This window comes from Microcoleus sp. LEGE 07076 (genome assembly GCF_015207455.1).
Taxonomy (GTDB): Bacteria; Cyanobacteriota; Cyanobacteriia; order Cyanobacteriales; family Microcoleaceae; genus Microcoleus.
Map to the genome: position 1 here is coordinate 1 of NZ_JADEWV010000102.1, position 23049 is coordinate 23049.

Here is a 23049-nt window from a genome sequence, read left to right on the forward strand (position 1 = left end):
TAAGATAGAAACTTTGTACTGATCAGTCTACTAGATAACATCTCTGATGCTCAAACGATATCTGTCATTATATAAATGTGCCAAATAATCTGTATATTTAACTACCAAATTAGATGCGCTTACCCTGCAATTTTGTCTTTTAAGCCAAAGCGGCGGCCTAATAATAGCAGCAAGAAAGTGGTGGCTGTCATGTAGCCCAAGCCTCCTATTTGCACGAGAAAAAGTAGGCACAGTTGGCCCCAAAAAGAGTAATATTTTCCGACATCCACAACTGACAAGCCTGTGACGCAGACAGCGGAAGTAGAGGTAAAGATTGCTGTGATTGGATCGTTCCAACTTCCATCATTTGTGGAAAAGGGCATCATCAGTAGCAGAGCACCTAGGATAATGACGGTGAGAAAGCCCAAGCAAATGGTTCGCGAGACTGTCATTCGATTTTAGGTTTTAGATTTGAGATTTTTAGATTTGAGATTTGAGTGGGAACCCACAAATCGATTTTGGGGTTTGAAATCAGGATATCTCGATCTGGGGAATGTCGATCGACCGATCGTACAAAATCGCAATATTCAATGACGAAATTGGGAAAATAACGTTGACACTCCAGGGTTTAAAAGCATGAGGATGATGGGATGGCAGGGAGGGAAACTGCTTTACCCGAGCGAAAGCATCTTTACCCTGTCTCCTGTGGCTGCAAGTCCTCGCTGGATAACTAAGCTGTTGTGAATTGGCTCTAAACCTAATTAGTGACAAAAGCTTTTTCTAACCTTGGCAACACTTGCTGTAAGGATCTATCGTTAATGCGCTGCAATGCAGAACTGGTTTTTATGTATGCAGTTAACGCTTTGCATTGAGTTAAATAAGTTGGTATCGGGGTGTCAAAGGAAATAATGAACTTGGAGCGGGGCGAGCAAGTGTCAGTGCGACGGGATCGCGAATTGTACCAATCCGGGTTGCCGTCGCAGGGCATGGTTATAAACCTTAAGTAAGTCTGTGGGACAAAACACAACTATCTTAAGAAAGATAAATGAGGCTAAAACTCTCATCCCTCCTGCATTCTGTCTCCTGACTCCTGCCTCATCCCAACTACAAATATTTACGCCTTTCTACTTGCGACACTGTTGTAGCCAAACTTCAAAAATTGCTATTTGGAGTTTTGTGGGTTTGAGTTTAAGTTCAAAAGTGAGATTGAATACTTGCATCGCCTCCTGATTTGATTTTACTAGACTTCTACAAAATACCTTGAGGATTTTTAGAAGAAAAGTCGCTCTAAAAAAGCTAGGATATAACCAGATTTTTTTGGTAGAATTTCTGTAATAACTTGCGAGCGGGCGATGACATCAACACTTTACCAGCAAATTCAGGAACTATACGACGCTTCTAGCGGTTTGTGGGAACAGGTGTGGGGCGAACATATGCACCACGGTTACTACGGCCCGGATGGCAATTTGAAAAAAGAGCGCCGACAGGCTCAGATTGATTTGATAGAAGAACTGCTGGGCTGGGCTGGAGTACCGTCTGAGAAGGTACTCGGCGAACCTTGTCGGATTCTGGATGTCGGTTGCGGGATTGGGGGTAGCACGCTGTATTTGACTGAAAAGTTTAGTTCGATCGCGCCAAATAATTTACAGTCGGATGGTGGGGTCGATCGAGATTTTGGGCGATCGACCGCACCAAATAAAACGGGCGCTAGCGTTAAGGCGACTGGCATTACTCTGAGTCCGGTACAGGCCAACCGAGCGACCGAACGTGCTAAAATTGCTGGACTAGAAAGCAATGTTAACTTTTTGGTAGCAGATGCTTTGAATATGCCTTTTCCTGATGAGTCGTTCGACTTGGTTTGGTCGCTCGAAAGTGGCGAACATATGCCAGACAAAATTAAGTTTTTGCAGGAATGCTGCCGCGTGCTCAAGCCGGGAGGAACTTTGATTTTGGCAACTTGGTGTCACCGCCCGGTGGGAGAAACGGCGGGAGAATTGACTGGTGCAGAGAGAAAGGAGTTGGCAGAAATTTACCGGGTTTATGCTTTGCCTTATGTGATTTCTTTGCCGGAATATGAGGAAATTGTCCGCAGTTTGCCTTTTACAAGTATTCGCAGCGCTGATTGGTCAAAGGCTGTTGCTCCTTTTTGGGATGTGGTGATCGATTCTGCTTTGACTCCGAGCGCGATTTGGGGTTTGTTGACGAGCGGTTGGACGACGATTCAAGCTGCACTTGCTCTCGGATTGATGAGCCGGGGATATGAGAGCGGATTGATTCGTTTTGGGCTGATTTGTGCTGTAAAATAAATCATTAGTCCAACGTCATTAGTTATTAGTTATTAGTCCAACGTCATTAGTCCAACGTCATGTTTTGCTGTCCCCCCCCGAACTTTCCGTCCAACGTCATCAGGAAGAGGGAAGAGGGAAGAGGGTTCTGCCGATGATATTTCTGGCGGCAAGTTCAATTAAGTAAGGTGGATAATTTCCACTTTAATTAATATTATTTCTGGTGCGTTTGTGTGATTTATGGGCAACGATTCGATTGGTAACTCTTGGAGTGATAAAAATGGCTCGGCTCCGCAAAGTTGGGTGAGGGCATTGTGGGAGTTTTCTCGGCCGCACACTATTGTGGGGACTACGTTGAGCGTGCTGGCTTTGTATGCGATCGCCCAAAGTGCGCGGCTGTTTGTGAATCCTGTATTTTTGCCTCTAACTTTGGCTTGGTTGGCTTGCATTTGTGGCAATATTTATATTGTGGGATTGAACCAGTTAGAAGATGTTGAAATTGATAAGATCAATAAGCCGTATTTACCGCTCGCCTCGGGAGCGTTTTCTCGAAAAACTGGAGAATTAATTGTAGTTGGAACGGGAATTTTAGCAATTTTGATTGCTGTTTGGCAAGGGCCGTTTTTGCTGGCTACAGTTGGCGTAAGTTTGGCGATTGGGACTGCTTATTCTCTGCCGCCAATTCGGCTGAAGCGGTTTCCTTTTTGGGCGGCGCTGTGCATTTTTACGGTGCGGGGGGCGATCGTCAATTTAGGGCTGTTTTTGCATTTTAATTGGGTTTTGGGTTTGGGGCGGGCGAAAAGCATTTTTTCGGGCGGGAGTTGGGAGAGTTTGTCTTGGGCGATTCCTGCGGAAGTTTGGGTGCTGACGGTGTTTGTGGTGGTGTTTACTTTTGCGATCGCCATTTTCAAAGATATCCCTGACATGGAAGGCGACAAGCAATACAATATTACTACGTTTACGATTGAGCTGGGCAAGGCGGCCGTCTTTAATTTATCTCGCTGGGTGTTGACTGTTTGCTATGTGGGCGCGACTTGGGCGGGAGTCATTGTTTTGTCTGATGTTAATTTAGTGTTTCTGGGAGTTTCTCATTTGGCGGCTTTGGGTTTGATGTGGTTTTGGAGCGCGAAAATTGATTTGGAGGAGCAAAAAGAAATTGCCGATTTTTATCAATTTATCTGGAAGTTGTTTTTCTTAGAATATTTGATTTTTCCAGCAGCTTGTTTGTTAGGGTAGAAGTCAGCAGTCATTAGTCAGTAGTTATTAGTTAACAATTAACAATTAACAGTCAACAGTCAACAGTCAGTAGGGGCGGTGCCTGTGAGTGCCCGCCCTCAAGCGTCATTAGTCATCAGGAAGAAGGAGCATATAGAGTGTTTAAAAAGCGTTTTTTGGGGGTGCGGTGTTCCGGCTGGCTGGCGTATATTTCTCGCTGCGATCGAGATTTTCGCAATTTGGCGTGAAACTTTTCGGAAGAGATGCTCCCAGGGAAGAAGAAAGGAAGAGTTAACAAATTAGAACAAGTTGGCAATTAGTAAGTTAGCGAACTCCCAAACAACAAAGATAACTATGGCTTCTCAAAAAAAATCGCAAAAATTGGCCACCGTCAAACAAAGTGCAGAAGACTGTTTGAAAAGAGCTTGGGAACATCACCAAGCGGGGCGTTTGTTAGAAGCTGAAAATTTGTATCGGCAAATCGTAGAAGTCGAGCCGGATTCAGCAAACGTGCTTTGTTTGTTGGGAATAGCGCTGAGACAGCAGGGAAGAGTTGCTGAGGCGATCGACTTTTACGATCGCGCGATCGCCCAAAACCCCGATTTTGTAGAAGCACATTTAAATAAGGCTCATGTTTTGCTGGATGTGGGCGAATATCAAAGGGCGATCGTCAGTTACGAACAAGTTATCAAAATCAAGCCAAATTCCGCACTAGCCTGCAATAAATTGGGCTGGCTCAAACAGCAACTTGGCGACACAGACTCGGCAATTGCCTATTACCAAACCGCCCTCGCTAGCGACCCCAACCTCGTCGAAACAGCGCACAATTTAGGCAAAATATTTTTCGATAAAAATCTCTTAAACGAGGCAGCAGCTTGTTACTTGCAGGCTTTACAAATCAATCCTAAATTGATAGGTTCTCTACTAGGTTTGGGAAGAGTTTTGCAGCAGCAAGGTAAATTAGCCGAAGCTTTCAACTGCTACCACCAAGCTGTAGAAATAGAACCAAACAATCCCGACGCTCAGAACAATTTGGGAGCATTTTACCACGAACAAGGTAATACAAAAGCAGCAATATTCTACTACCGACAAGCATTAAACTTAAAGCCTGACTTCGTGGAGGCTATTAACAACCTCGGACACGCTTTGGTAGATGTAGGAAATTTTCAAGAAGCTTTTTCTTGTCACCGTCGAGCCTTGGAATTGCAGCCAGACAACGCCACCGCACATCTAGAGTTTGGCTTGACTTTGCTGCTGTTCGGAGATTATCAGCGCGGTTTTGCTGAATACGAGTGGCGGTGGCGCACTCCGCAACTACAACCGAGGCAATTTCAACAGCCGCTTTGGGATGGTTCGGATTTGCAGGGAAAAACTATTTTACTGCACGTCGAGCAAGGCTTGGGCGATTCGATTCAGTTTATTCGCTACGCGCCGATTCTTCGCAGCCGAGGCGCTAAAGTCATGGTGGCTTGCTATCAAGAACTGATGCGGTTGTTTGCGACTGTTGCTGGCGTTGAATTTTTATCAGTTAGTCTTGAGGGTTTGCCAGTATTTGACGTTCATGCACCGCTGATGAGTTTACCTAGAATTTTGGGGACAACTCTGGAAACAATCCCGGCAAATGTTCCTTATTTAGCTCCGCCTGCTGAGTGCAATTTTGCGCTTTCTTCTGAGGCAAAATTGAAGGTGGGGATTGTTTGGGCGGGAAATCCTACCAGGCGGAAAGATAATCAGCGTTCTTGCAGTTTGAGCGATTTTATTCCGTTTTTTGAGGTGACGGGAGTTGCTTTTTATAGTTTACAAAAAAACTTGTCCGAGAGCGATCGCACTTTGCTCAACCACCACTTGGTTCCGGATTTGAGTCCGCACCTGAACGACTTTGCTGATACGGCTTCTGCTATATCTCAACTGGATTTGGTGATTAGTGTCGATACTTCTGTGGCGCACTTGGCGGGTGCTTTGGGAAAACCGGTTTGGGTGCTGCTTTCTTTTGCTCCTGACTGGCGCTGGCTGCTGGATCGCGAAGATAATCCTTGGTATCCAACTGCTAGGCTTTTCCGTCAAAGTCAGCCGGAAAGTTGGCAAGAATTGTTTCAGGATGTGCAGGCGGCTTTGAGTTTGTTGGCGATCGCCAATTCTGCTACTTATTCTGACGATGATGCCAAAAGTTTGTCGCTGGGAAACACATTCGATGCTGCGGCGCTGGAAATGACAAACGCAAGCTTGGTTGAGGATAGCCAAAAAATATTTTTGACAGCGGGCGAAGGGCTGGCAAACCGCTCCGCATTCAAGCAATTGCCTGGGATTGAGACATCTATTAATGGGGAGAATTCGGTTGTTTTAGAGGATTGGTTGCGGCAAGCCGAAAAGTTGATGGAAACAGGCGAGAAGCAAGAGGCGATCGCCCTTTACGAACGAATCATATTTCTCGACCCAAATTGCGTGCAAGCCCGGATTAATTTTGGTTTTCTTAAACAAGAAAGTGGCGAGTTAGATGCAGCTATCCCGCATTACCGAGAAGCTTTAGCCCTGGCTCCAAATATTCCTCAAACAGCTTACAATTTGGCAAAAATTCTTGAGGAAAAAGGTCAAATCGCAGAGGCGATCGCACATTACGAACAAGCTCTTGCCGCCGAGCCAGATTTCGTACCCGCACTGATTAATTTAGCGGTGGCGGTGCAAGAAAAGGGCCAACTTTTAGAGGCGATTAACCTCTATCGGCGGGCGCTGGAAATTAATCCGCAGAGTTGGGAAGCTTACAACAATCTGGCAACAGTGTTGCAAGAACAGGGCAATTTAGAAGAGGCGCTGGAGTATTATCACAAAGCTCTAGAATTACTGCCGGATTTTGTGGAAGCTATTAACAATTTAGGTAGGACGTTTCTGGAAAAAGGCGCGGTAGAAGAGGCGATCGCCTGTTACAAGCGGGCGATTGCTTTGAGTCCAAATCATGCTAGCGCTCACCTCAATTTGTCCTTGGCTTTGCTGTTGGCAGGAGATTTGGAAAATGGTCTCGCCGAGTACGAGTGGCGCTGGCAAATTCATGAATTTAAAATCGGTCATTCCTGTTTTATGACTGGGCCGGAAAATACAGTGGCGGCGAGAGAATACCGGCCGCTGTGGGATGGTTCCGATTTGCAGGGAAAGACTATTTTGCTTCACGCCGAACAAGGTTTGGGCGATTCGATTCAGTTTATCCGCTACGCTGCGATCGTCAAAAATAAAGGCGGTAGGGTAATTGTTGGCTGTTACCCGCAATTGCAACGTTTGTTTGCAACGGTTGAAGGTATTGATTTGCTAATAGTTAGAGGCGAGCCGCTGCCGGAATTTGATGTGCAAGTACCGATGTTGAGTTTGCCGTATGTTCTGGGTACAAGGTTGGAAACAATCCCGGCAAATACTGCTTATTTATCTGGGAATGCGGGTGCTGAATTTGGGCTTTTGCCGGGACGCAATTTGAAAGTTGGGATTGTCTGGGCGGGGAATCCCAAACACCGCAAAAATATGCAGCGTTCTTGCAGTTTAAGTCAGTTTCTGCCACTTTTGGAGGTTTCGGGGGTAAGTTTTTATAGCTTGCAGAAAGAGGTTTCCCAGGCCGATCGCGCGCTGTTGAATGGAACGTCTATCGTCGATTTGAGTCCGCATTTTGGGGATTTGGCTGATACTGCTGCTGCGATCGCCGAATTGGATTTAGTAATTTGCGTGGATACCGCTGTCGCCCATTTGGCGGGCGCTTTGGGCAAACCTGTGTGGATTTTGCTGGCATTTTCGCCGGATTGGCGGTGGCTGCTGGAGCGCGAAGACAGTCCTTGGTATGCGACGGCGCGGCTGTTCCGGCAGGCTCAGCGGGGCGATTGGGAGGGCGTTTTCGACCGGGTGGCGCAATCTCTGCGAGCCCTGGTTGAGGCTGCACCTGCGCCATCGGCGGAGGCGGATGCAGAGTTTTGCTCGGGCAGAGATTTGCAGCAGCAGCGCAACTTTGGCGGTGCGATCGAATGTTACGAAAGGGCGCTACGGATCGATCCCAATTATGCGGCCGCACACAACAATTTAGGCGTTGTCAAACAGCACAGCGGGCGCTTGACAGAGGCGATCGCGCACTACAAAAAAGCGCTAGAAATCAACGGGAATTTTGCGGAGACTGCGAGCAATTTGGGCAGCGCCCTGGCGGAAGCAGGGGAGACAGCAGAGGCGATCGCACAATACCAGCGGGCGCTGTCTTTGAACCCGAATTGCGCCGAAGCGCTGATTAATTTGGGGCTGCTGCGGGAAGAAGAAGGGAATGTGGGGGAGGCTTGCTCGCTTTACGAGCAAGCGATTCAAGTCAATCCTAATTGCGCTGCGGCTTATTTGAATTTGGGAATTGCTTTGGAGAAACAAGGGGAGGAAACGGGCGCGAATTACGATCGGGCGATCGCGAATTACGAACGGGCGATCGCGATCGATCCAAATTATTTCGACGCTTTGCACAACTTAGCATACGCCTCGATCCGGCTGGGCCGAGTCGATCGCGCGATCGCCTATTACGAACGAGCTCTGGCGCTGCAACCGGATTTGGCAGCAACCGATCTGGCTTTGGGGAATTGGCTGTCAAACCAAGATCAGTTAGATGAGGCTCTAGCCTTTTGCCAGCAAGCGATTGAGAAATTTCCCGACAGTGCCGGCGCTCGCTGCAATCTGGCAATTGTCCTGCACAAACAAGGCAAAATTCAAGATGCGATCGCCTGCTACCAGCAAGCTTTGAGCCTGAAACCCGAGTTTCCCGAAGCTTTGAACAATCTCGGTAAAGCTTTTGAGGAAGCGGGAAAAATGGCAGAGGCGATCGATTGTTACCGTCGGGCGATCGAACTCAAACCCGGTTATGTCAATTCTCTCAACGGTTTGGGAAACATTTTTCACCAAGGCGGACAATTTGCAGATGCTGTCAGCTATTACAATCAAGCCGTTCAACTCAATATCGCCAGCTCAGAATCTCACCTAAATTTAGGTTTAGCATTACTGCTGGCGGGAGATTTTGGGCGCGGTTTTGCCGAGTACGAATGGCGGCTGCTGGTAGAACCAAAACAGTTTCCACAACACAACTTTATTCAGCCAGTTTGGGATGGAAAAGATTTGGAAGGAAAAACAATTTTGCTTTGCCCGGAACAGGGTTTAGGCGATGCAATTCAGTTTATCCGCTACGCAGATTTAGTCAAGCAAAAAGGCGGTCGAGTAATTGTTTGGTGTTTGCCACACTTGCACCGCTTGTTTGCAGGAGTTTCGGCAATCGATGAGTTAATAATTAGTCCCGAAGCGGCTCCGGATTTTCAAGTTCGCGCCCACCTCATGAGTTTGCCACACCTTTTGGGAACAACTTTAGAAACTATACCCGCCCAGGTTCCTTATTTAGCTCCGCCTCCAGGTGGGGAATTTAATTTGGAACAAACTGCTAATTTGAAAGTAGGAATTGTGTGGTCGGGAAATCCTCAAAATTCACAAAATAAAGTGCGATCGTTCCCGCTAGATTTGTTAGCAAAACTCTTCAATATTCCGGGAGCGGTATTTTACAGTCTGCAAAAGCAAATGACAGCAGAAGAACGCGCTTTGTTAGACCAAATGCCCGTAGCAGATTTAAGCTCTTATTTGCACGACTTTGCCGATACTGCGGCTGCAATATCGGCTCTGGATTTAGTGATTTCTGTAGATACTTCTGTGGCGCACTTGGCCGGTGCTTTGGGTAAACCTGTGTGGATTTTGCTGTGTTTTGTGCCGGATTGGCGGTGGATGTTGGAACGGGAAGATAGTCCTTGGTATCCGACGGCGCGCTTGTTTCGCCAGTCAGCAGGGGGAGATTGGGAAGGAGTTTTGGAATCGGTTGGTTTGGCAATAAAAGAAATCATTTTCCAGCGTCATCAAGCTCTAGAAGTAATAGAAATTCAGCCAAATATTGAGGTTGCCAAAAAACAGTTTGAGTACGGAAATATTTTGAAATCGCAAGGAAGATTGACCGAGGCGATCGCGTATTTTGAAAATGCTTTAGTTGGGCTGCCTAATTCGATCGAAGTCGCCACCAATTTAGCGGTGACGCTCCACCAAACAGGCGATTTAACAGGGGCTGCAACATATTATCAGCGCGCAATCGAAATCGACCCGAACTGCGCTCTATCCCACAATAACTTGGGTATTTTGCAGCAAGCTCGAGGCAATATAGCCGATGCTGTATCTTGTTTTCAAAAGGCGATCGCCCTAAATCCCATTTACGTCAAAGCCCTCAACAATCTCGGCGCGACACTCCAGCAGCAGGGCGAGTTGTCAAATGCGATCGTCTGTTTTAATCAAGCACTTTCCATCAATGGCAATTACGTACCCGCCCTTGTAAATTTGGGTGCAGCCATGCAAGCAACAAATCAGCCAGAAGAAGCTAAACGTCTTTATTGTCACTCAATTGAACTCGAACCCGACAGCGCTGCTGGACATTATCACTTGGGAAATTTATTCTTACAAACGCACCAATACGAACAAGCTTTGGTTAGCTTAGAAACAGCAATATCTTTACAGCCAAATTACGTGGAAGCGATCAATAATTTAGGCGCGGTTTTAGAAGCTAAGGACGACATTATCGGGGCAATTTCCTGTTACAATCAAGCTATTAATTTAGATGAAAATTGTACTAAAGCTCACTTCAATTTATCCTTGGCGCTGCTGTTAACAGGTGACTTGCTTCGCGGTTTTGCAGAGTACGAATGGCGCTGGCAAACCGATGGGGCCAAAAAAATGCAGTGGTGGAATTTTGAGCAGCCGATTTGGGACGGTTCAGATTTGCACGGAAAAACTATTTTGCTCCGCTGCGAACAAGGTTTGGGCGACGCAATTCAGTTTGTGCGCTACGCAACAATTGTGCAGCAAAAAGGCGGCAAAGTAATCGTTTCTTGCTATCAACAACTGAAGCGTTTGTTCAAGCAGATTCCTGGCATCGAGCAAGTGGCGGTGCGGATCGACGAATTGCCGGATTTTCAAGTGCAAGCACCGCTGATGAGTTTGCCGCACATTCTGGGAACAACTTTAGAAACTATACCCGCAAATGTTCCTTATTTAGCAGCGCCGCCGAATTGGCAATTTTCTCTAAATTCCGTGAAGCGCAGCTATCCCGTAGGGAATCGCAATTTGAAAGTGGGAATTGTGTGGGCGGGAAGTTCGGAACATTTGAAGGATTTTATGCGATCGACTTATTTAAGCTATTTTCTGAAATTGTTTGATATTCCGGGCGTAAGTTTTTATAGTCTTCAGAAAGAATTATCGGCGGGCGATTCCCTACGGGATAGCTGCGCTTCAGGTACTTTGTTAACTCAAACTTCTGCGATCGATTTGAGCGATAATTTGAACGATTTTGCCGATACTGCGGCGGTGGTATCGCAACTGGATTTAGTAATTTCTGTTGATACCGCTGTCGCTCACTTAGCCGGTGCTTTGGGCAAACCGGTATGGATTTTGCTGTGTTTTACGCCGGATTGGCGGTGGATGTTGCAGCGCGAAGACAGCCCTTGGTATCCGACGGCGCGGCTGTTTCGGCAGCAAAAACCGGGCGATTGGGAGGAAGTATTCGATCGGGTAAAAGCAGCTTTGCAAGAGTTAACAAGCTCCTCGGTTATTGCGAAGAATTCTTCGCCACCGCCTAGTCTCACCGACACCCCAAAACTGACAGCACTTGATGTCGATTTTCACATAGCAAATGCCTTGCGAAAACAAGGGAAAAAAGCTGAAGCCGCCGCTCGCTACGAACAATTAATTGCCGCCTCGCCAAACCGCGCAGCAGCCCACAGTTATTTAGGGGAGATCGCACAGGAAAACGGGCAAATAGTTGAGGCTATTTCGCACTACAAACAAGCCCTAGAAATTAATCCCAATCTCAGCGAAACAAACTTGTACTTGGGTTGTGCCCTCGCGGAACAGGGAAAAGTCGCAGAGGCGATCGAATTCTACAACAAAGCAATTCAACTACGTCCCAACTCGCCAAATTGGCGTTTGAGACTAGCCTTAGCTTTGCTCTTGACTGGAAATTTTGAGCGCGGGTTTGCGGAGTACGAATCGCGCTGGCAAACTAAACAAATAGAACCCAGATATTTTGAGCAGCCGCTTTGGGAAGGTTCCGATTTGCAGGGGAAAACAATATTGTTGCACCCCGAACAAGGTTTGGGCGACACGATTCATTTTATCCGCTATGCGCCTTTAGTTAAGCAAAAAGGTGGCAAAGTTATTGTGGCTTGTCACCTGTCGCTGAAGCGTTTGTTTGAAAAAGTTGCAGGTATCGATCTCGTAGTAACAAAACCGCAAGATTTGGTGGATTTTCAAGTACAAGCGCCGCTAATGAGTTTGCCCAGAATTTTGGGAACGACTTGGGAAAATATACCTGTAAATATTCCTTATTTAGCTCCGCCAAAGGATGGTAAATTTTCCTTAGAACCTAACAATCAACTAAAAGTAGGTATTGTGTGGGCGGGCGGGCCGCTGCACCGCAAGAACAACGATCGCTCGTGTAAGTTGAGCAATTTTGTCAGGTTTTTAGATGTTCCGGGAGCGAGTTTTTACAGCATTCAAAAAGGTTTGTTACCGAGCGATTACACTTTATTGCATCAACAGCAAGTTCAAGATTTGAGCGAACATTTAGGGGATTTTGCTGACACGGCAGCGATTATTTCACAACTGGATTTAGTAATTTGCGTAGATACTGCTGTGGCGCATTTAGCCGGGGCGTTGGGCAAACCGGTCTGGATTTTGCTGTCTTTTATGCCCGATTGGCGGTGGATGCTCGATCGCGAAGATAGCCCTTGGTATCCCACTGTACGGTTGTTTAGGCAGCAAAAAGCGGGTGATTGGGATGGAGTGTGCGATCGAGTAAAAGCAGCCTTGCAAGAGCTAATTACTCGTTACCAGGCTCTGCCTGATAATGCAGATCCAGAGGCTCTGCCTCAACGAATCCCCCCCCCTCAAATTCAACCCCCAGAAACCACGCCAAAAACAACAGGAATCGGCATCAGTTGGCCGCTCAGCATCACCAGCGGCTGGGGAATTTACGGCATGAATTTAACACTGCAACTGCTGCGAAATCCCGCCTGGGAAGTAGCACTTTTAGCACCGCCATCCATCACCTCAGAGTCAATCAATCCGCTGCACAAATCGCTGTTATTACCCGCAATAGAAAATCAGAAAAATTTTCAGAAATTAGTAACCGCGAATCCAGACAAACAGATTAGCTGCAACTTTCCCGTACTTTACGGTTTGGGGAATAATTTAGCATCCTCTGGAGTTGAGAATCAAATCACCAGCGCTTGTCAAGTAGGAGTCATCTTTTTTGAAGACACGCGAATCACAGCCGAAGCACTAGAAAAAGCCAAGCAATACAGTGCGATTGTCGCCGGTTCTAACTGGAATGCGGATGTTTTGAAAAGCTGCGGCTTGACTAATGTGGCGATGGTAAATCAAGGAATTGACCCGACAATTTTCCATCCAGCACCCAAATCTAATCTATTTGGCGATCGCTTCGTCATCTTCTCCGGTGGCAAACTAGAATATCGCAAAGGCCAAGACATTGTAATTGCCGCTTTCAAACAATTTCGCGCCAAACATCCAGAAGCATTGTTACTAACAGCTTGGCACAACTTTTGGCCTCAATATATGCTGGGAATGGAACAAACCGGAAACGTTGCGGGATTTCCCAATATCAACCGCGACGGAAGTTTAGAAATTTCCCAATGGTTAGCAGCCAACGGTTTGCCAGTTGACTCTTTTATCGACATCGGCTTAATTCCCAATCACCTCGCCGCACAAATTTTGCGAGAAGCCGACTGCGCTGTTTTCACCAACCGCTGCGAAGGCGGCACTAATTTAGTCGCAATGGAAAGTATGGCCTGCGGAATTCCTACTATTTTATCAGCAAATACTGGTCATTTAGACTTGATTTACAGCAATATTTGCTATCCTTTATCGCATCAGGGACGAGTGAAACCGACTGCTTATTTTCCCGGTGTAGAAGGTTGGGGAGAGTCGGATGTTGCAGAAGTCGTTGATGCTTTGGAGCAAGTTTATACTAATCACGAACTAGCAAAAAATCGCGGTTTAGCTGCGGCTAATTTTATGCTCGATTGGACTTGGGAAAAACAGGTTAAGCGCTTTCTTGATGTTATTAAGAAGCTTTAAATAATCGGCGAGTAGCAGGACTAAAGTCCTCACTAGAAACCTGGTTCGTAGTAAGGACTTTAGTCCTTAGAATAAAGATTAACTTGTGATTTTGTCCAATATATTTTCAGCATTCTTAACACTTTCGATATCGTAAATTTCCCGGTTATAACAAACAATTTGTGCTACCAATTTATGATGGTATTGTTGAGCTTTTTCTAACATAGAACCATGAACACGCCGATAGTTGACAACGACTTCTCTCGTTCCCAAAAATGGAATGCTGTGCTTGTGACAATTAACCCAAAACTCCCAGTCTTCGTAACCCTCTTTCATTTCAGATTTGTAACCGTTGACCAAATCCAAAACTGATTTGTGATACAATGAAGACGGGTGAATCATATTAGATTGCTTTATATTTTCCGGCGAATACAAATCGTAACTGGGTACGGTGCGAGTTTCAGTGCCAAACAGTTGATAAGAACCAAATGCTACGCAAGGTACTTTTGATCTTAGACATATTTCTAAAAGACAAGTCAAGGCATTTTCAGCTAAGATGTCATCGGCATCCAAGGGCATGATATATTCGCCATTTGCTGCTGCTATGCCAGTATTTCTCGCCATTGATAGCCCTTGATTAGCTTGTTCTAGTAGCATGATTTTATCCTGGGGATTTGCTGCTATCAAATTTTTGGCTACTGTGCTGGTAGTATCTAAACTGCCATCATTGATAATGATTATTTCCCAATTTTTGTAGTTTTGGTTAATCACGCTAGTTACTGCTTCCGGCAAAAAATGAGCTTGATTGTAACAGGGAATAATCACAGAGATCAAAGGTAAATTTTTAACTTGTGACAAAGCTGTTACTTCTTTCACACTTTGTGGATGGTTTGAGTGTGAATTTTCGCTAGACTTTCGAGCCACTTGTAAGCTATAAAAATAAATCTTGGGATGGACGATCGCTAATTGATTCAGATCGGTATTTTGATACTCCTTCACTAACCTCGGATATCTCGATAAGTATTCTTGTTTGACAAAAAGTAAGATATTTTGAGCGTACCAAGGCTCTACTTTGTCATTGTTCCATATCTTTTTTCTCAAGCAGTCAATTACTACAAAACCGTTTTGTTGAAAGTAGTAAGCCCAATATTGTGGCCACTGTTCGTTAACGTGTTCTACGCCTCCTTGAAACGGTATGGCCGCCGAAAACAGAATTATCGGTGCTAGTTTGGTTAGGGAATTAACAAAATTTTCTGCACAGGTACTGGGTAAGTGTTCCGCGACTTCCAGAGAAATTGCTAAGTCAAACTTTCTGTTTATTTGTAGCGGTTGCTTTAAATCGGCGGATTGGAACTGATTTAAGGGAATTTGTAAAATAGTGCGATCGACATAATCGCCATCTATTCCCAAACAGTCAGCAATTCCTAATTTTTGAAAAGCAGCTAACCAACTTCCCGTACCGCAACCCACATCCACAACACTTTTCGGCCAAACTGGTTGCATCAATTCTAACAATAAAGGAATAATTTCTCCAGCAGAACTGCGAGTCCCTTCTCCGATTAATTCGTAAAAATCTTTGGTATAAGATGACTGTTGGTTTCGATCTGTTTTGCTGGCTGTTTGAGAATTACTGCTAACTGAATAACTCTGCAAATGTGCTGGTAACTCCCAGGAAATATTCGGATCTGGTTGATGTTCGATCGGCTCGACATTCCCCCGCCAAGCTGCACCCATAATTTGCATTGTTTGATAAATTACAGTATGCCATCCTTTTTGTTTTAAATAATCCAAACCTTTCGCCACAGCGGGCGCAGCTAAGTCGTGAAACAAAATTATTGCATCTTTTTCTGCTAACTTTTCGCACGCAATGGCGTCATTTAAGGGGCCATCACCTTCGTGTTCTCCGTCAATAAAAATTAACGACCATTTACGGTTGAATTGAGCGGCAAATTCTTGTACTCTCTGAGGGCTGTAACCGGGAATTAGCTCGATCGTCGTTTGCACTCCAAACCCATTGATAGCACCTTGAATTGAGTCGATTACGCTTTGTCTGATGTTCTCTGTTTCTAACAGCGGATCGACTACCTCTAATTCAACTCCTGCGAGGGCTAAATGACAGGCAGACCATCCCAGCCAGCAGCCGATTTCTAAGGCTTTTTTTCCGGCAAATTGCAGGGCCGTATTGTACAGAATGTGTGCTTCGTCGCGGCTGAGAAATCCGACTGAATTAGCGCGACGATCGACATACCAATTGTGCTGAATTTCCCGGCGCAGGTAGGGCCACGAACAAGTTTTAGTATCGCCGACAATCATGTTGGGAAAGTAAGCATCTGGGAGAATAATTTTTAATCCGGGCGAGACGTAATCTCCGGCGGGTAACAAAGTATTGTTTGCGATTTCCGAGTTTGCTGGTAATGTCATATTTTTTTGTGTGAATTGTTGATTTTTTGGTGTTTGTATAGGTTGGTAGCGGAGGCTTATTTCTACCGTATCCCCGTCTGTTGTTGCTAATTTTACTAAGTCGTGCTTGTGACCGGTGATGTGCAGAATGCCGATCGCCTCCTGCGGTAAATACGGCTCCACAAAACAGGCTCGCTGCTTGTCCCAGACGGGCAAACCAAAGTTGCAGCTCCAGTTGCACCGAGCCGGCAGCATCTCTGTTTTGTCAAACATTTCAGTGCCGTAAACCAACCGATTTAAAGCTATCTGATCTGTCATTAAGGAAACGTGCCGCTGCAATCCCTGTTCCAGATATTCGGCCCAAAGTTCCCAGTGCGGGGCATCTTTTTGCAGCGCGAAAATACCTGCATTGATGGTGGGATAGCTGTGCAACTGTTGGGCAACTTCTTCGCCAAAAGCTGCTTGATAATCGCGGGAAACGAATTGCCAATACCAAGGCAGTTTGCCGTAAGCTAAATAATAGCCTCTATCTAATTCGGGAACAACTGCTAAACCGCGTTTGGCCGCGCCTTTAACTAACAGTTCAACAGCTTGCCAATCTTGCACCCAAGCATCGGCATCTATCCACAGGTAGATGTCAAAATCTGGGAAGTAGCGGCGCAGAAACGGACGTGCTAAAAGTCCTTTAAGATAGTGAGGGGCTGCATTTTTGCCGGGAAAGTCAAATTCCCAATCGGGTTTTTTAATGATATTAACTTGTGTTTCCAGCCAGTGCAATTGTTCGGGGGTACAGCCGAGATCGAAAAAGCCGATCGCCACATTGTTACTCTCGGGTTTTTCCCGCACCGATAAAATAGTGCCTCGCACCAGTTCAAAGTAATTTGCATCGGCGGCCGTAATGATGATAATCTGCATAAATATAGGATTTTTGGTTGGGAATTGGGAATTGGGCATTGGCCAAACAGGGAATTGGGCATTAGTTATTTGTTATTTGTTATTTGTTATTTCATGATTGCTCCTTTTTCCTTCTTCCTTCTTCCTGATAACGTTGGACGGAAAGCTTGGGGAGGACAGCCAAACATGACGTTGGACTAATGACGTTGGACTAATGACTAATGACTTCTTCCTTAAATTATACTATCGAGGATGACTTATGAAACACCGAAAAGGAAAAGTTTATCTGGTCGGCGCGGGGCCTGGAGATTGTGACTTGATGACAGTGCGATCGCACAAACTGCTATCCCAAGCCGAAGTTTTAATTTACGACGCTCTCATCGACATCCCGCAACTCGAATTAATCCCAGTAACTTGTCTGAAAATCGAAGTCGGAAAACGCGGGGGCAAACCTTCCACCCAGCAGGAAGAAATTAACCGCTTGCTGGTAAAACATTGCCAGCTAGGCAAACAAGTCGTGCGCCTAAAAAGCGGCGATCCGTTTATTTTTGGTCGCTCCAGTTCCGAAATTCAAGCATTGATAGCAGCCGGCTGCGAGTTTGAAGTTGTACCCGGAATTTCATCAGCATTAGCCGCCCCTTTACTAGCAGGCATTCCCCTCACAGATCCGGTGATGAGCCGCTGTTTTGCAGTGATGAGCGGGCACGAACCGGATGCTTTGGAATGGGAAGCGTTAGTGCGGATTGAAACTTTGGTAATATTGATGGGAGGGCGCAATTTAAGCGAGATTATTTGGCAACTGCAAAAACACGGACGATCGCCCGAAACACCGATCGCAATTATCCGAGATTGCGGCCGCCCCGAACAGCAAATTTGGCTGGGTAGTCTCTCCGATATCGTACAGCAAACAGCAGGTCAATCTCTGTCGCCTTGTGCGATAATCATTGGCGAAGCAGTCAGATTGCGCGAATATTTAATTGGGCCAGAAAGCACAAACATGAGCGATACACCAGTCACCTCTAACAACAGCCAGCTACTAGCAGGAAAAACCATTTTAGTCACGCGGGCTGCTTCCCAGTCGGGTGAATTTAGCGATCGACTCCAGCAACTAGGAGCGCGCGCGATCGAAATGCCCGCCTTGGTAATTGGGCCACCTTCGAGTTGGGAACCATTAGACAGGGCGATCGCACAATTGTCAAGCTTTCACTGGTTAATTCTGACTTCCCACAACGCTGTAGACTGGTTTTTTCAACGATTGCAAGCAAAAGGCAAAGACGCGCGCAGCTTGTTTGGCATTAAAATCGCAGTTGTGGGGAAAAAAACCGCAGAAAGTTTGCGATCGCACTCTCTACAACCAGACTTTATCCCCCCCAACTTTGTCGCCGATTCCCTAGTCGAAAACTTCCCCTGGGAGGGCGGGCGCGGGGGCACCGCCCCTACAAACTGCAAAATCCTATTTCCCCGAGTAGAAAGCGGCGGGAGAGAAGTTTTAGTCAAAGAATTCACTACCAAAGGAGCGCAAGTAATCGAAGTACCAGCTTACCAATCTTGCTGTCCCGAAACAATCGCTCCGCTCGCCCTAGCAGCACTTCAAAATCAAGCCGTAAATATCATAACCTTTGCCAGTTCCAAAACCGTGCATAACTTTTGCAATCTCATAGGAAAAAACCCAGAATTGTCTTTGTCTGAAGATTGGTTAGAAAATGTTTGCATCGCCTCGATCGGGCCCGAAACTTCCAAAAGTTGCTATAATTTATTGGGCAAGTTAGATGTGGAAGCTCAGGAATATACGTTGGATGGGCTGACTGAGGCGATCGTCCAATGGGCGGCAGAATATCCAAGATAACTCGGCGGTTGAAACCGCGACTACACAGACAAACCAGAATATCAAAAATCACCCGGCGGTTGCAACCGCGGCTACACACACAAAGTCCGCCTCCGCGGACTAAGAAGGCGAGATCAGTTGTAAACTGGTTGTAAGGTAATTAGGAGGAAACATGACTACAAAAGAACAGATTCTCCAAGAACTCGATCGAGTACCAGAATCCGCAATGGAAGAAGTGCTTGAGTTTGTCCTCACTTTACAGACAAAGCACAGCACTAAAACGCAAAAGAGCGATGTTTGGAAAGCTTATTTAGCATCTAAAAAAGAACGAGAGGAGGTTTACCGTCGCCTTGCAAACTCCTAAATTTATATCTTTAGAGGAAGTGCTAGAACTCCATGACGACCAAATTTCTAGCTTTGGTGGCACTCCCGGTGTCAGAGACGAAGGCTTGCTAGAGTCGGCTTTAGCTCAACCGCAAGCAACTTTTTGCGGTCAATTGTTGCATCAGAAAATTGCCGAACAAGCTGCTGCTTATCTCTATCACATAGCGATGAATCATCCGTTTATTGACGGTAACAAGCGATCGGCTTTTGCGGTGGCGGATACCTTTTTGCGTTAGAATGGCTGCACTTTGAATTTGACCGACGAGCTAGCATACGATTTAGTCATGCGAGTCGCACGGGGAACCATGACAAAAAAAGAACTCAGTACCGAGTTCTTATTATGTATTGTTAAGTTTTGAAAAGTAAGGTTGGCAGCAAGAACTCTACATTTTTAGAGACAATCGGGGAACAAAATAGCGAGTAAAATTATCACTAAATAACAAAGCCGACCGGGTTTGGGTCAAGCCATTAAATCAAACTAAAAAAAGCACAAACCGATCGCCCGCTTGCCAACTCCGGCTACCCAACTACCAATTCCCAATACCATGAATAAAAATTTTTCTCGTTTCGACACCTTAAGCAGCGTGCTAGCAGGAACTACCGCAGCCTTAACCATAGTCATCAGCCAGCCCGCGATCGCCAAAACGGCCCAAGAAGTCGCCAACATTGCCGGCCCGCTGACAGTACAAATTAACAGTTCCCTAGGAGACGGTTCAGGCGTAATTATTGCCAAAACAGGCAAAACTTACACAGTTTTAACAGTCAACCACGTCGTAGAAAAAGCAGACGTGAAATACACAGTTCGCACATCGATCGGCAAAAACTATCAAGCAACCGCAGTCAGTCGCTTGCAAACAGCACCAACAGACCCAGATTTAGCCGTAGTCAAATTTGAAAGTCCCGAAGAATATCCAGTCGCGACGATCGCAGATTCCGATCTAGCCGTCATCGGCAGTCAAATCTACGTTTACGGCTATCCCGCTACGGGCGGACTGTTCGGCGCAGAAAGAGAACCCGAACTCTCTCCCGGACTCGTCACCAGCCGCCCGCACAACCGCCCCGAAGGCTACAATTTGCGGTATCAGGCAGTAACTTGGAGCGGTATGAGTGGCGGGCCAGTTTTCGACTCCGAAGGCCGAGTCGTCGGTTTGCACGGACAAGGCGAATTCGGTTTTGCCCAAACTAGTTCCGGCGAAGTCGCCCCGATTAAAACCGGATTTAATGCAGCAGTTCCAATCAATACATTTATCGCCAAGTTAGTGGCGGCGGGAATGAACAAATCTGAGTTGAAAGTAGACAACACTCCCGCAACTATCGGCCCGGTATCCACCGCCAATCCGCAAGATGCCCAAGCCTATTATTTTCGAGGACTTTCGCGGTTAGATGAAGGAGATGCTTGGGAGGCGATCGCCGATTTCAACAGAGCACTGGCTTTCAAGCCCAAATATACCCCAGAATTGTATTTTAATATCGGTAACGCCCGCACTTTCATCACTGCCGACTTGCCCGATCTCGATCCCACTCGCGGTTCCACTGCTATTCAAGCATACACCCAGGCGATCGCAGCCAACCCCGGTTTTGCCGACGCATACTACAACCGAGGTTTAGCTTACCTGGCAACAAAGGACAAACCCAAAGCAATTGCCGACTTTCAGAAATCAGCAGAACTTTACAAGCAAGGCGGGAGAACAAGTGCGTATCAAGACGCGCTCAACAGAATCAAACAATTGCAGTAGAATTAGAAGTTAATAATTAAGAATTAAAAATGGAATATTTCATTTTTAATTCTTAATCAAGTTTATACAAACAGCAGGTAAATAACAATGACTGCTATCACCTTAAACCTCAACTCCATAATTAAACTAACTTCCGAACAGTTCTACCAACTGTGCGAATCAAACCCCGATTTAAAATTAGAACGCAGCGCCAATGGAGAATTAATCGCCATGCCGCCAACCGGAGGAGAAACAGGCAAACGCAACTCAAAACTTAACTTACAGGTAGGAATTTGGAACGAACAAACCGAACTCGGCGAAGTGTTTGATTCCTCCACAGGATTTACTCTGCCCAACAAAGCCGATCGCTCTCCCGATGCTTCTTGGGTAGAAAAATCGCGCTGGCAAGCTTTAACACCCGAACAAAGAGAAAAATTCATCCCACTTTGTCCCGATTTTGTCATTGAATTAGTCTCCCCCAGCGACAGCTTGAAAAAGACGCAAGAAAAAATGCAAGAATATATAGAAAACGGCTGCCGTTTGGGTTGGCTGATTAACCGCAAAAAACGGGAAGTTGAAATTTACCGCCTCGGTAGAAGTGTAGAAGTTTTGCAATCTCCTCAAACTCTTTCTGGGGAAGATGTTTTGCCGGGTTTTGTGCTCAATTTGCAAAAGATTTGGAATTGATTTTTATTGTTTCTTCCAGGCACAGCCTAAGAAACAGTTAACCAGTTAAAAGCGAGGCAGAGCCTAGGAATCAGTGGAATCCCTCCGCTCAATGCCCTATGCCCAATTCCCCAAATATATTAAACCATGTCCTACAGCGAATTTAGCTTAGATCGAGTGTTGAAAACCTTTAACCTAACTACATCAGAAAAAATTAACTTATTTGCCCACTCTGCTGAAGCTCAATGCAGCGAAATCTTGAGACAAACCCTCGAATACAACGTACCTTTAGCCCTAGCCATCAACACAGAAAAAGCGCGATCCGAACTCATTATTGCTCCTATTTTGCTAGAACTGAGGAGGCAATTGCAAGATAGAATCAGTTTATTTTCAGGAACTGACTTTAATGTTGCACCTGAGTTAGGATTGAATGGAACTTGTGATTTTTTAATCAGCCAAGACTCTGAACTTTTGTTTATTCGATCGCCAGTTGTGACGCTAGTCGAAGCCAAGAAGGAAAATATTAACAGCGGTTTGGGACAGTGCGCGGCAGAAATGGTAGCAGCCCAATTATTTAACGAACAAGAAGGAAATAATATTCGCATTATTTACGGGGTTGTGACATCCGGTAACATTTGGAAGTTTATGAAGTTAGAGAAACAAGTTCTTAGTATCGATTTTATTGAATATTACTTGCAGAATATCCCCAAAATTATCGGCATTTTATTGACAGAAATTTCTGCATCGTATCACAGCGCTCCCTGAATTTGATATAATTGTAACTATTCCTAAAATTAGCCGGGCTTAGTTATGGTTCAAACTATTCAAGCTAAAAATGTCACGTTAGAAGAATTAAAAACACTTTTTGACCTGCAACTTGTCACAGATGATCATTTTTTTAGAGAATGGCAAGACGAGTTGCCAGAAATTACGGACTTTCAGAAAAAACAACTAGACCAAATTAAAGCCGACTATTTCAATTTACTGGAACATCCGCCGTTGCTGGAAAAAACCATCAGTTTGTCGATCGTCTCTCCGCTACTGTTCACCGGCGAATTTTACCTGCATCCATTTTACATTAAGCCGGAAAAATCTGTTGAAATTTCCGAAGAAGATCGAGGGGTTATCATCAAAGGCAGCCTCGACACTTTAGTTTTAAAAGACCAGTTGTGGCTGATGGTAATAGAATCGAAACGAGTTTCGTTTTCCATCGAAGCGGGATTGGCGCAAATCTTAGCTTATATGCTGGCAAATCCCAACCCCGACAAACCTAGTTACGGCATGATTGCTACAGGTGGCAGTTTCATCTTTGTTAAATTAGTGAGAGGAGAATCACCTCGATATAGCACATCTGATTTATTTGGAATTAGCAATCGCACTAATAATTTACATGATGTACTCCGAATCCTCAAACGCTTGAGTCAAATCGCAGCTAGCAATGAGTCATGAGTCATTAGTCATGAGTCATTGGTGAGTTTGGGCAGAATGTTTGATCGTTCGGACTTTAGTCCTTGACGGCTGAGGACTTTAGTCC

General features: G+C 45.6%; 12 protein-coding genes and 1 pseudogene. 11 read left to right on the forward strand and 2 right to left on the reverse strand.

What is annotated here, in order from left to right:
* Positions 1 to 125: 125 nt before the first annotated feature.
* A pseudogene (locus tag IQ270_RS17290) lies at positions 126 to 431 on the reverse strand (potassium transporter TrkG); the annotation flags it as partial.
* A gap of 19 nt (positions 432 to 450) precedes the next feature.
* Between IQ270_RS17290 and IQ270_RS31960 the strand changes: the two are divergent.
* The 4 genes from IQ270_RS31960 (at position 451) to IQ270_RS17305 (ending at position 13652) form a co-directional block, all read left to right on the forward strand.
* Positions 451 to 573 (forward strand): hypothetical protein, encoded by a 123-nt coding sequence (locus IQ270_RS31960; protein ID WP_255532456.1) that lies wholly within the window; start codon positions 451 to 453, stop codon positions 571 to 573.
* A 758-nt stretch (positions 574 to 1331) separates the two neighbouring features.
* The gene (locus IQ270_RS17295) at positions 1332 to 2285 is read left to right on the forward strand and encodes a methyltransferase domain-containing protein (RefSeq protein WP_193974394.1); all 954 of its coding nucleotides are present in this window, start codon (positions 1332 to 1334) and stop codon (positions 2283 to 2285) included.
* 219 nt (positions 2286 to 2504) lie between these two features.
* Positions 2505 to 3500, forward strand: a complete 996-nt coding sequence (locus tag IQ270_RS17300; protein ID WP_193974395.1) for a homogentisate phytyltransferase — start codon at positions 2505 to 2507, stop codon at positions 3498 to 3500.
* A gap of 333 nt (positions 3501 to 3833) precedes the next feature.
* On the forward strand, positions 3834 to 13652 hold the full coding sequence (locus tag IQ270_RS17305; protein ID WP_193974396.1) for a tetratricopeptide repeat protein: 9819 nt from the start codon (positions 3834 to 3836) through the stop codon (positions 13650 to 13652).
* Between the two features lie 78 nt (positions 13653 to 13730).
* Here the strand turns inward: IQ270_RS17305 and IQ270_RS17310 are convergent, their stop codons facing one another.
* Complete coding sequence (locus IQ270_RS17310) at positions 13731 to 16985, reverse strand: glycosyltransferase (protein ID WP_228056449.1); 3255 nt, start codon at positions 16983 to 16985, stop codon at positions 13731 to 13733.
* A gap of 199 nt (positions 16986 to 17184) precedes the next feature.
* Here IQ270_RS17310 and cobA point away from each other — a divergent pair, with 199 nt between their 5' ends.
* The 7 genes from cobA to IQ270_RS17345 all read left to right on the forward strand — a co-directional run bounded on the left by cobA (position 17185) and on the right by IQ270_RS17345 (position 22964).
* On the forward strand, positions 17185 to 18771 hold the full coding sequence (gene cobA / locus IQ270_RS17315; protein ID WP_193974398.1) for a uroporphyrinogen-III C-methyltransferase: 1587 nt from the start codon (positions 17185 to 17187) through the stop codon (positions 18769 to 18771).
* A gap of 151 nt (positions 18772 to 18922) precedes the next feature.
* Positions 18923 to 19114, forward strand: a complete 192-nt coding sequence (locus IQ270_RS17320) for a DUF2281 domain-containing protein (protein ID WP_193974399.1) — start codon at positions 18923 to 18925, stop codon at positions 19112 to 19114.
* The gene (locus tag IQ270_RS17325) at positions 19101 to 19370 is read left to right on the forward strand and encodes a type II toxin-antitoxin system death-on-curing family toxin (protein ID WP_228056450.1); all 270 of its coding nucleotides are present in this window, start codon (positions 19101 to 19103) and stop codon (positions 19368 to 19370) included. The genes IQ270_RS17320 and IQ270_RS17325 overlap by 14 nt, the downstream gene beginning before the upstream one ends.
* 309 nt (positions 19371 to 19679) lie before the next feature.
* The gene (locus tag IQ270_RS17330) at positions 19680 to 20870 is read left to right on the forward strand and encodes a tetratricopeptide repeat-containing serine protease family protein (RefSeq protein ID WP_193974400.1); all 1191 of its coding nucleotides are present in this window, start codon (positions 19680 to 19682) and stop codon (positions 20868 to 20870) included.
* 87 nt (positions 20871 to 20957) lie between these two features.
* On the forward strand, positions 20958 to 21536 hold the full coding sequence (locus tag IQ270_RS17335; RefSeq protein ID WP_193974401.1) for a Uma2 family endonuclease: 579 nt from the start codon (positions 20958 to 20960) through the stop codon (positions 21534 to 21536).
* 126 nt (positions 21537 to 21662) lie between these two features.
* On the forward strand, positions 21663 to 22280 hold the full coding sequence (locus IQ270_RS17340; RefSeq protein ID WP_193974402.1) for a hypothetical protein: 618 nt from the start codon (positions 21663 to 21665) through the stop codon (positions 22278 to 22280).
* A 45-nt stretch (positions 22281 to 22325) separates the two neighbouring features.
* Entirely contained in the window at positions 22326 to 22964 is a 639-nt protein-coding gene (locus IQ270_RS17345) for a restriction endonuclease subunit R (protein WP_193974403.1), read from the forward strand.
* The last annotated feature ends 85 nt before the right edge of the window (positions 22965 to 23049 follow it).

What these genes read in the sequence shown, in the direction of transcription:
- IQ270_RS17295 (WP_193974394.1), top strand. Translation starts at nt 1,332, where the DNA reads ATGACATCAACACTTTACCAGCAAATTCAGGAACTATACGACGCTTCT.
- IQ270_RS17300 (WP_193974395.1), top strand. Translation starts at nt 2,505, where the DNA reads ATGGGCAACGATTCGATTGGTAACTCTTGGAGTGATAAAAATGGCTCG.
- IQ270_RS17305 (WP_193974396.1), top strand. Translation starts at nt 3,834, where the DNA reads ATGGCTTCTCAAAAAAAATCGCAAAAATTGGCCACCGTCAAACAAAGT.
- IQ270_RS17310 (WP_228056449.1), bottom strand. Translation starts at nt 16,985, where the DNA reads ATGCCCAATTCCCAATTCCCAACCAAAAATCCTATATTTATGCAGATT.
- cobA (WP_193974398.1), top strand. Translation starts at nt 17,185, where the DNA reads ATGAAACACCGAAAAGGAAAAGTTTATCTGGTCGGCGCGGGGCCTGGA.
- IQ270_RS17320 (WP_193974399.1), top strand. Translation starts at nt 18,923, where the DNA reads ATGACTACAAAAGAACAGATTCTCCAAGAACTCGATCGAGTACCAGAA.
- IQ270_RS17330 (WP_193974400.1), top strand. Translation starts at nt 19,680, where the DNA reads ATGAATAAAAATTTTTCTCGTTTCGACACCTTAAGCAGCGTGCTAGCA.
- IQ270_RS17335 (WP_193974401.1), top strand. Translation starts at nt 20,958, where the DNA reads ATGACTGCTATCACCTTAAACCTCAACTCCATAATTAAACTAACTTCC.
- IQ270_RS17340 (WP_193974402.1), top strand. Translation starts at nt 21,663, where the DNA reads ATGTCCTACAGCGAATTTAGCTTAGATCGAGTGTTGAAAACCTTTAAC.
- IQ270_RS17345 (WP_193974403.1), top strand. Translation starts at nt 22,326, where the DNA reads ATGGTTCAAACTATTCAAGCTAAAAATGTCACGTTAGAAGAATTAAAA.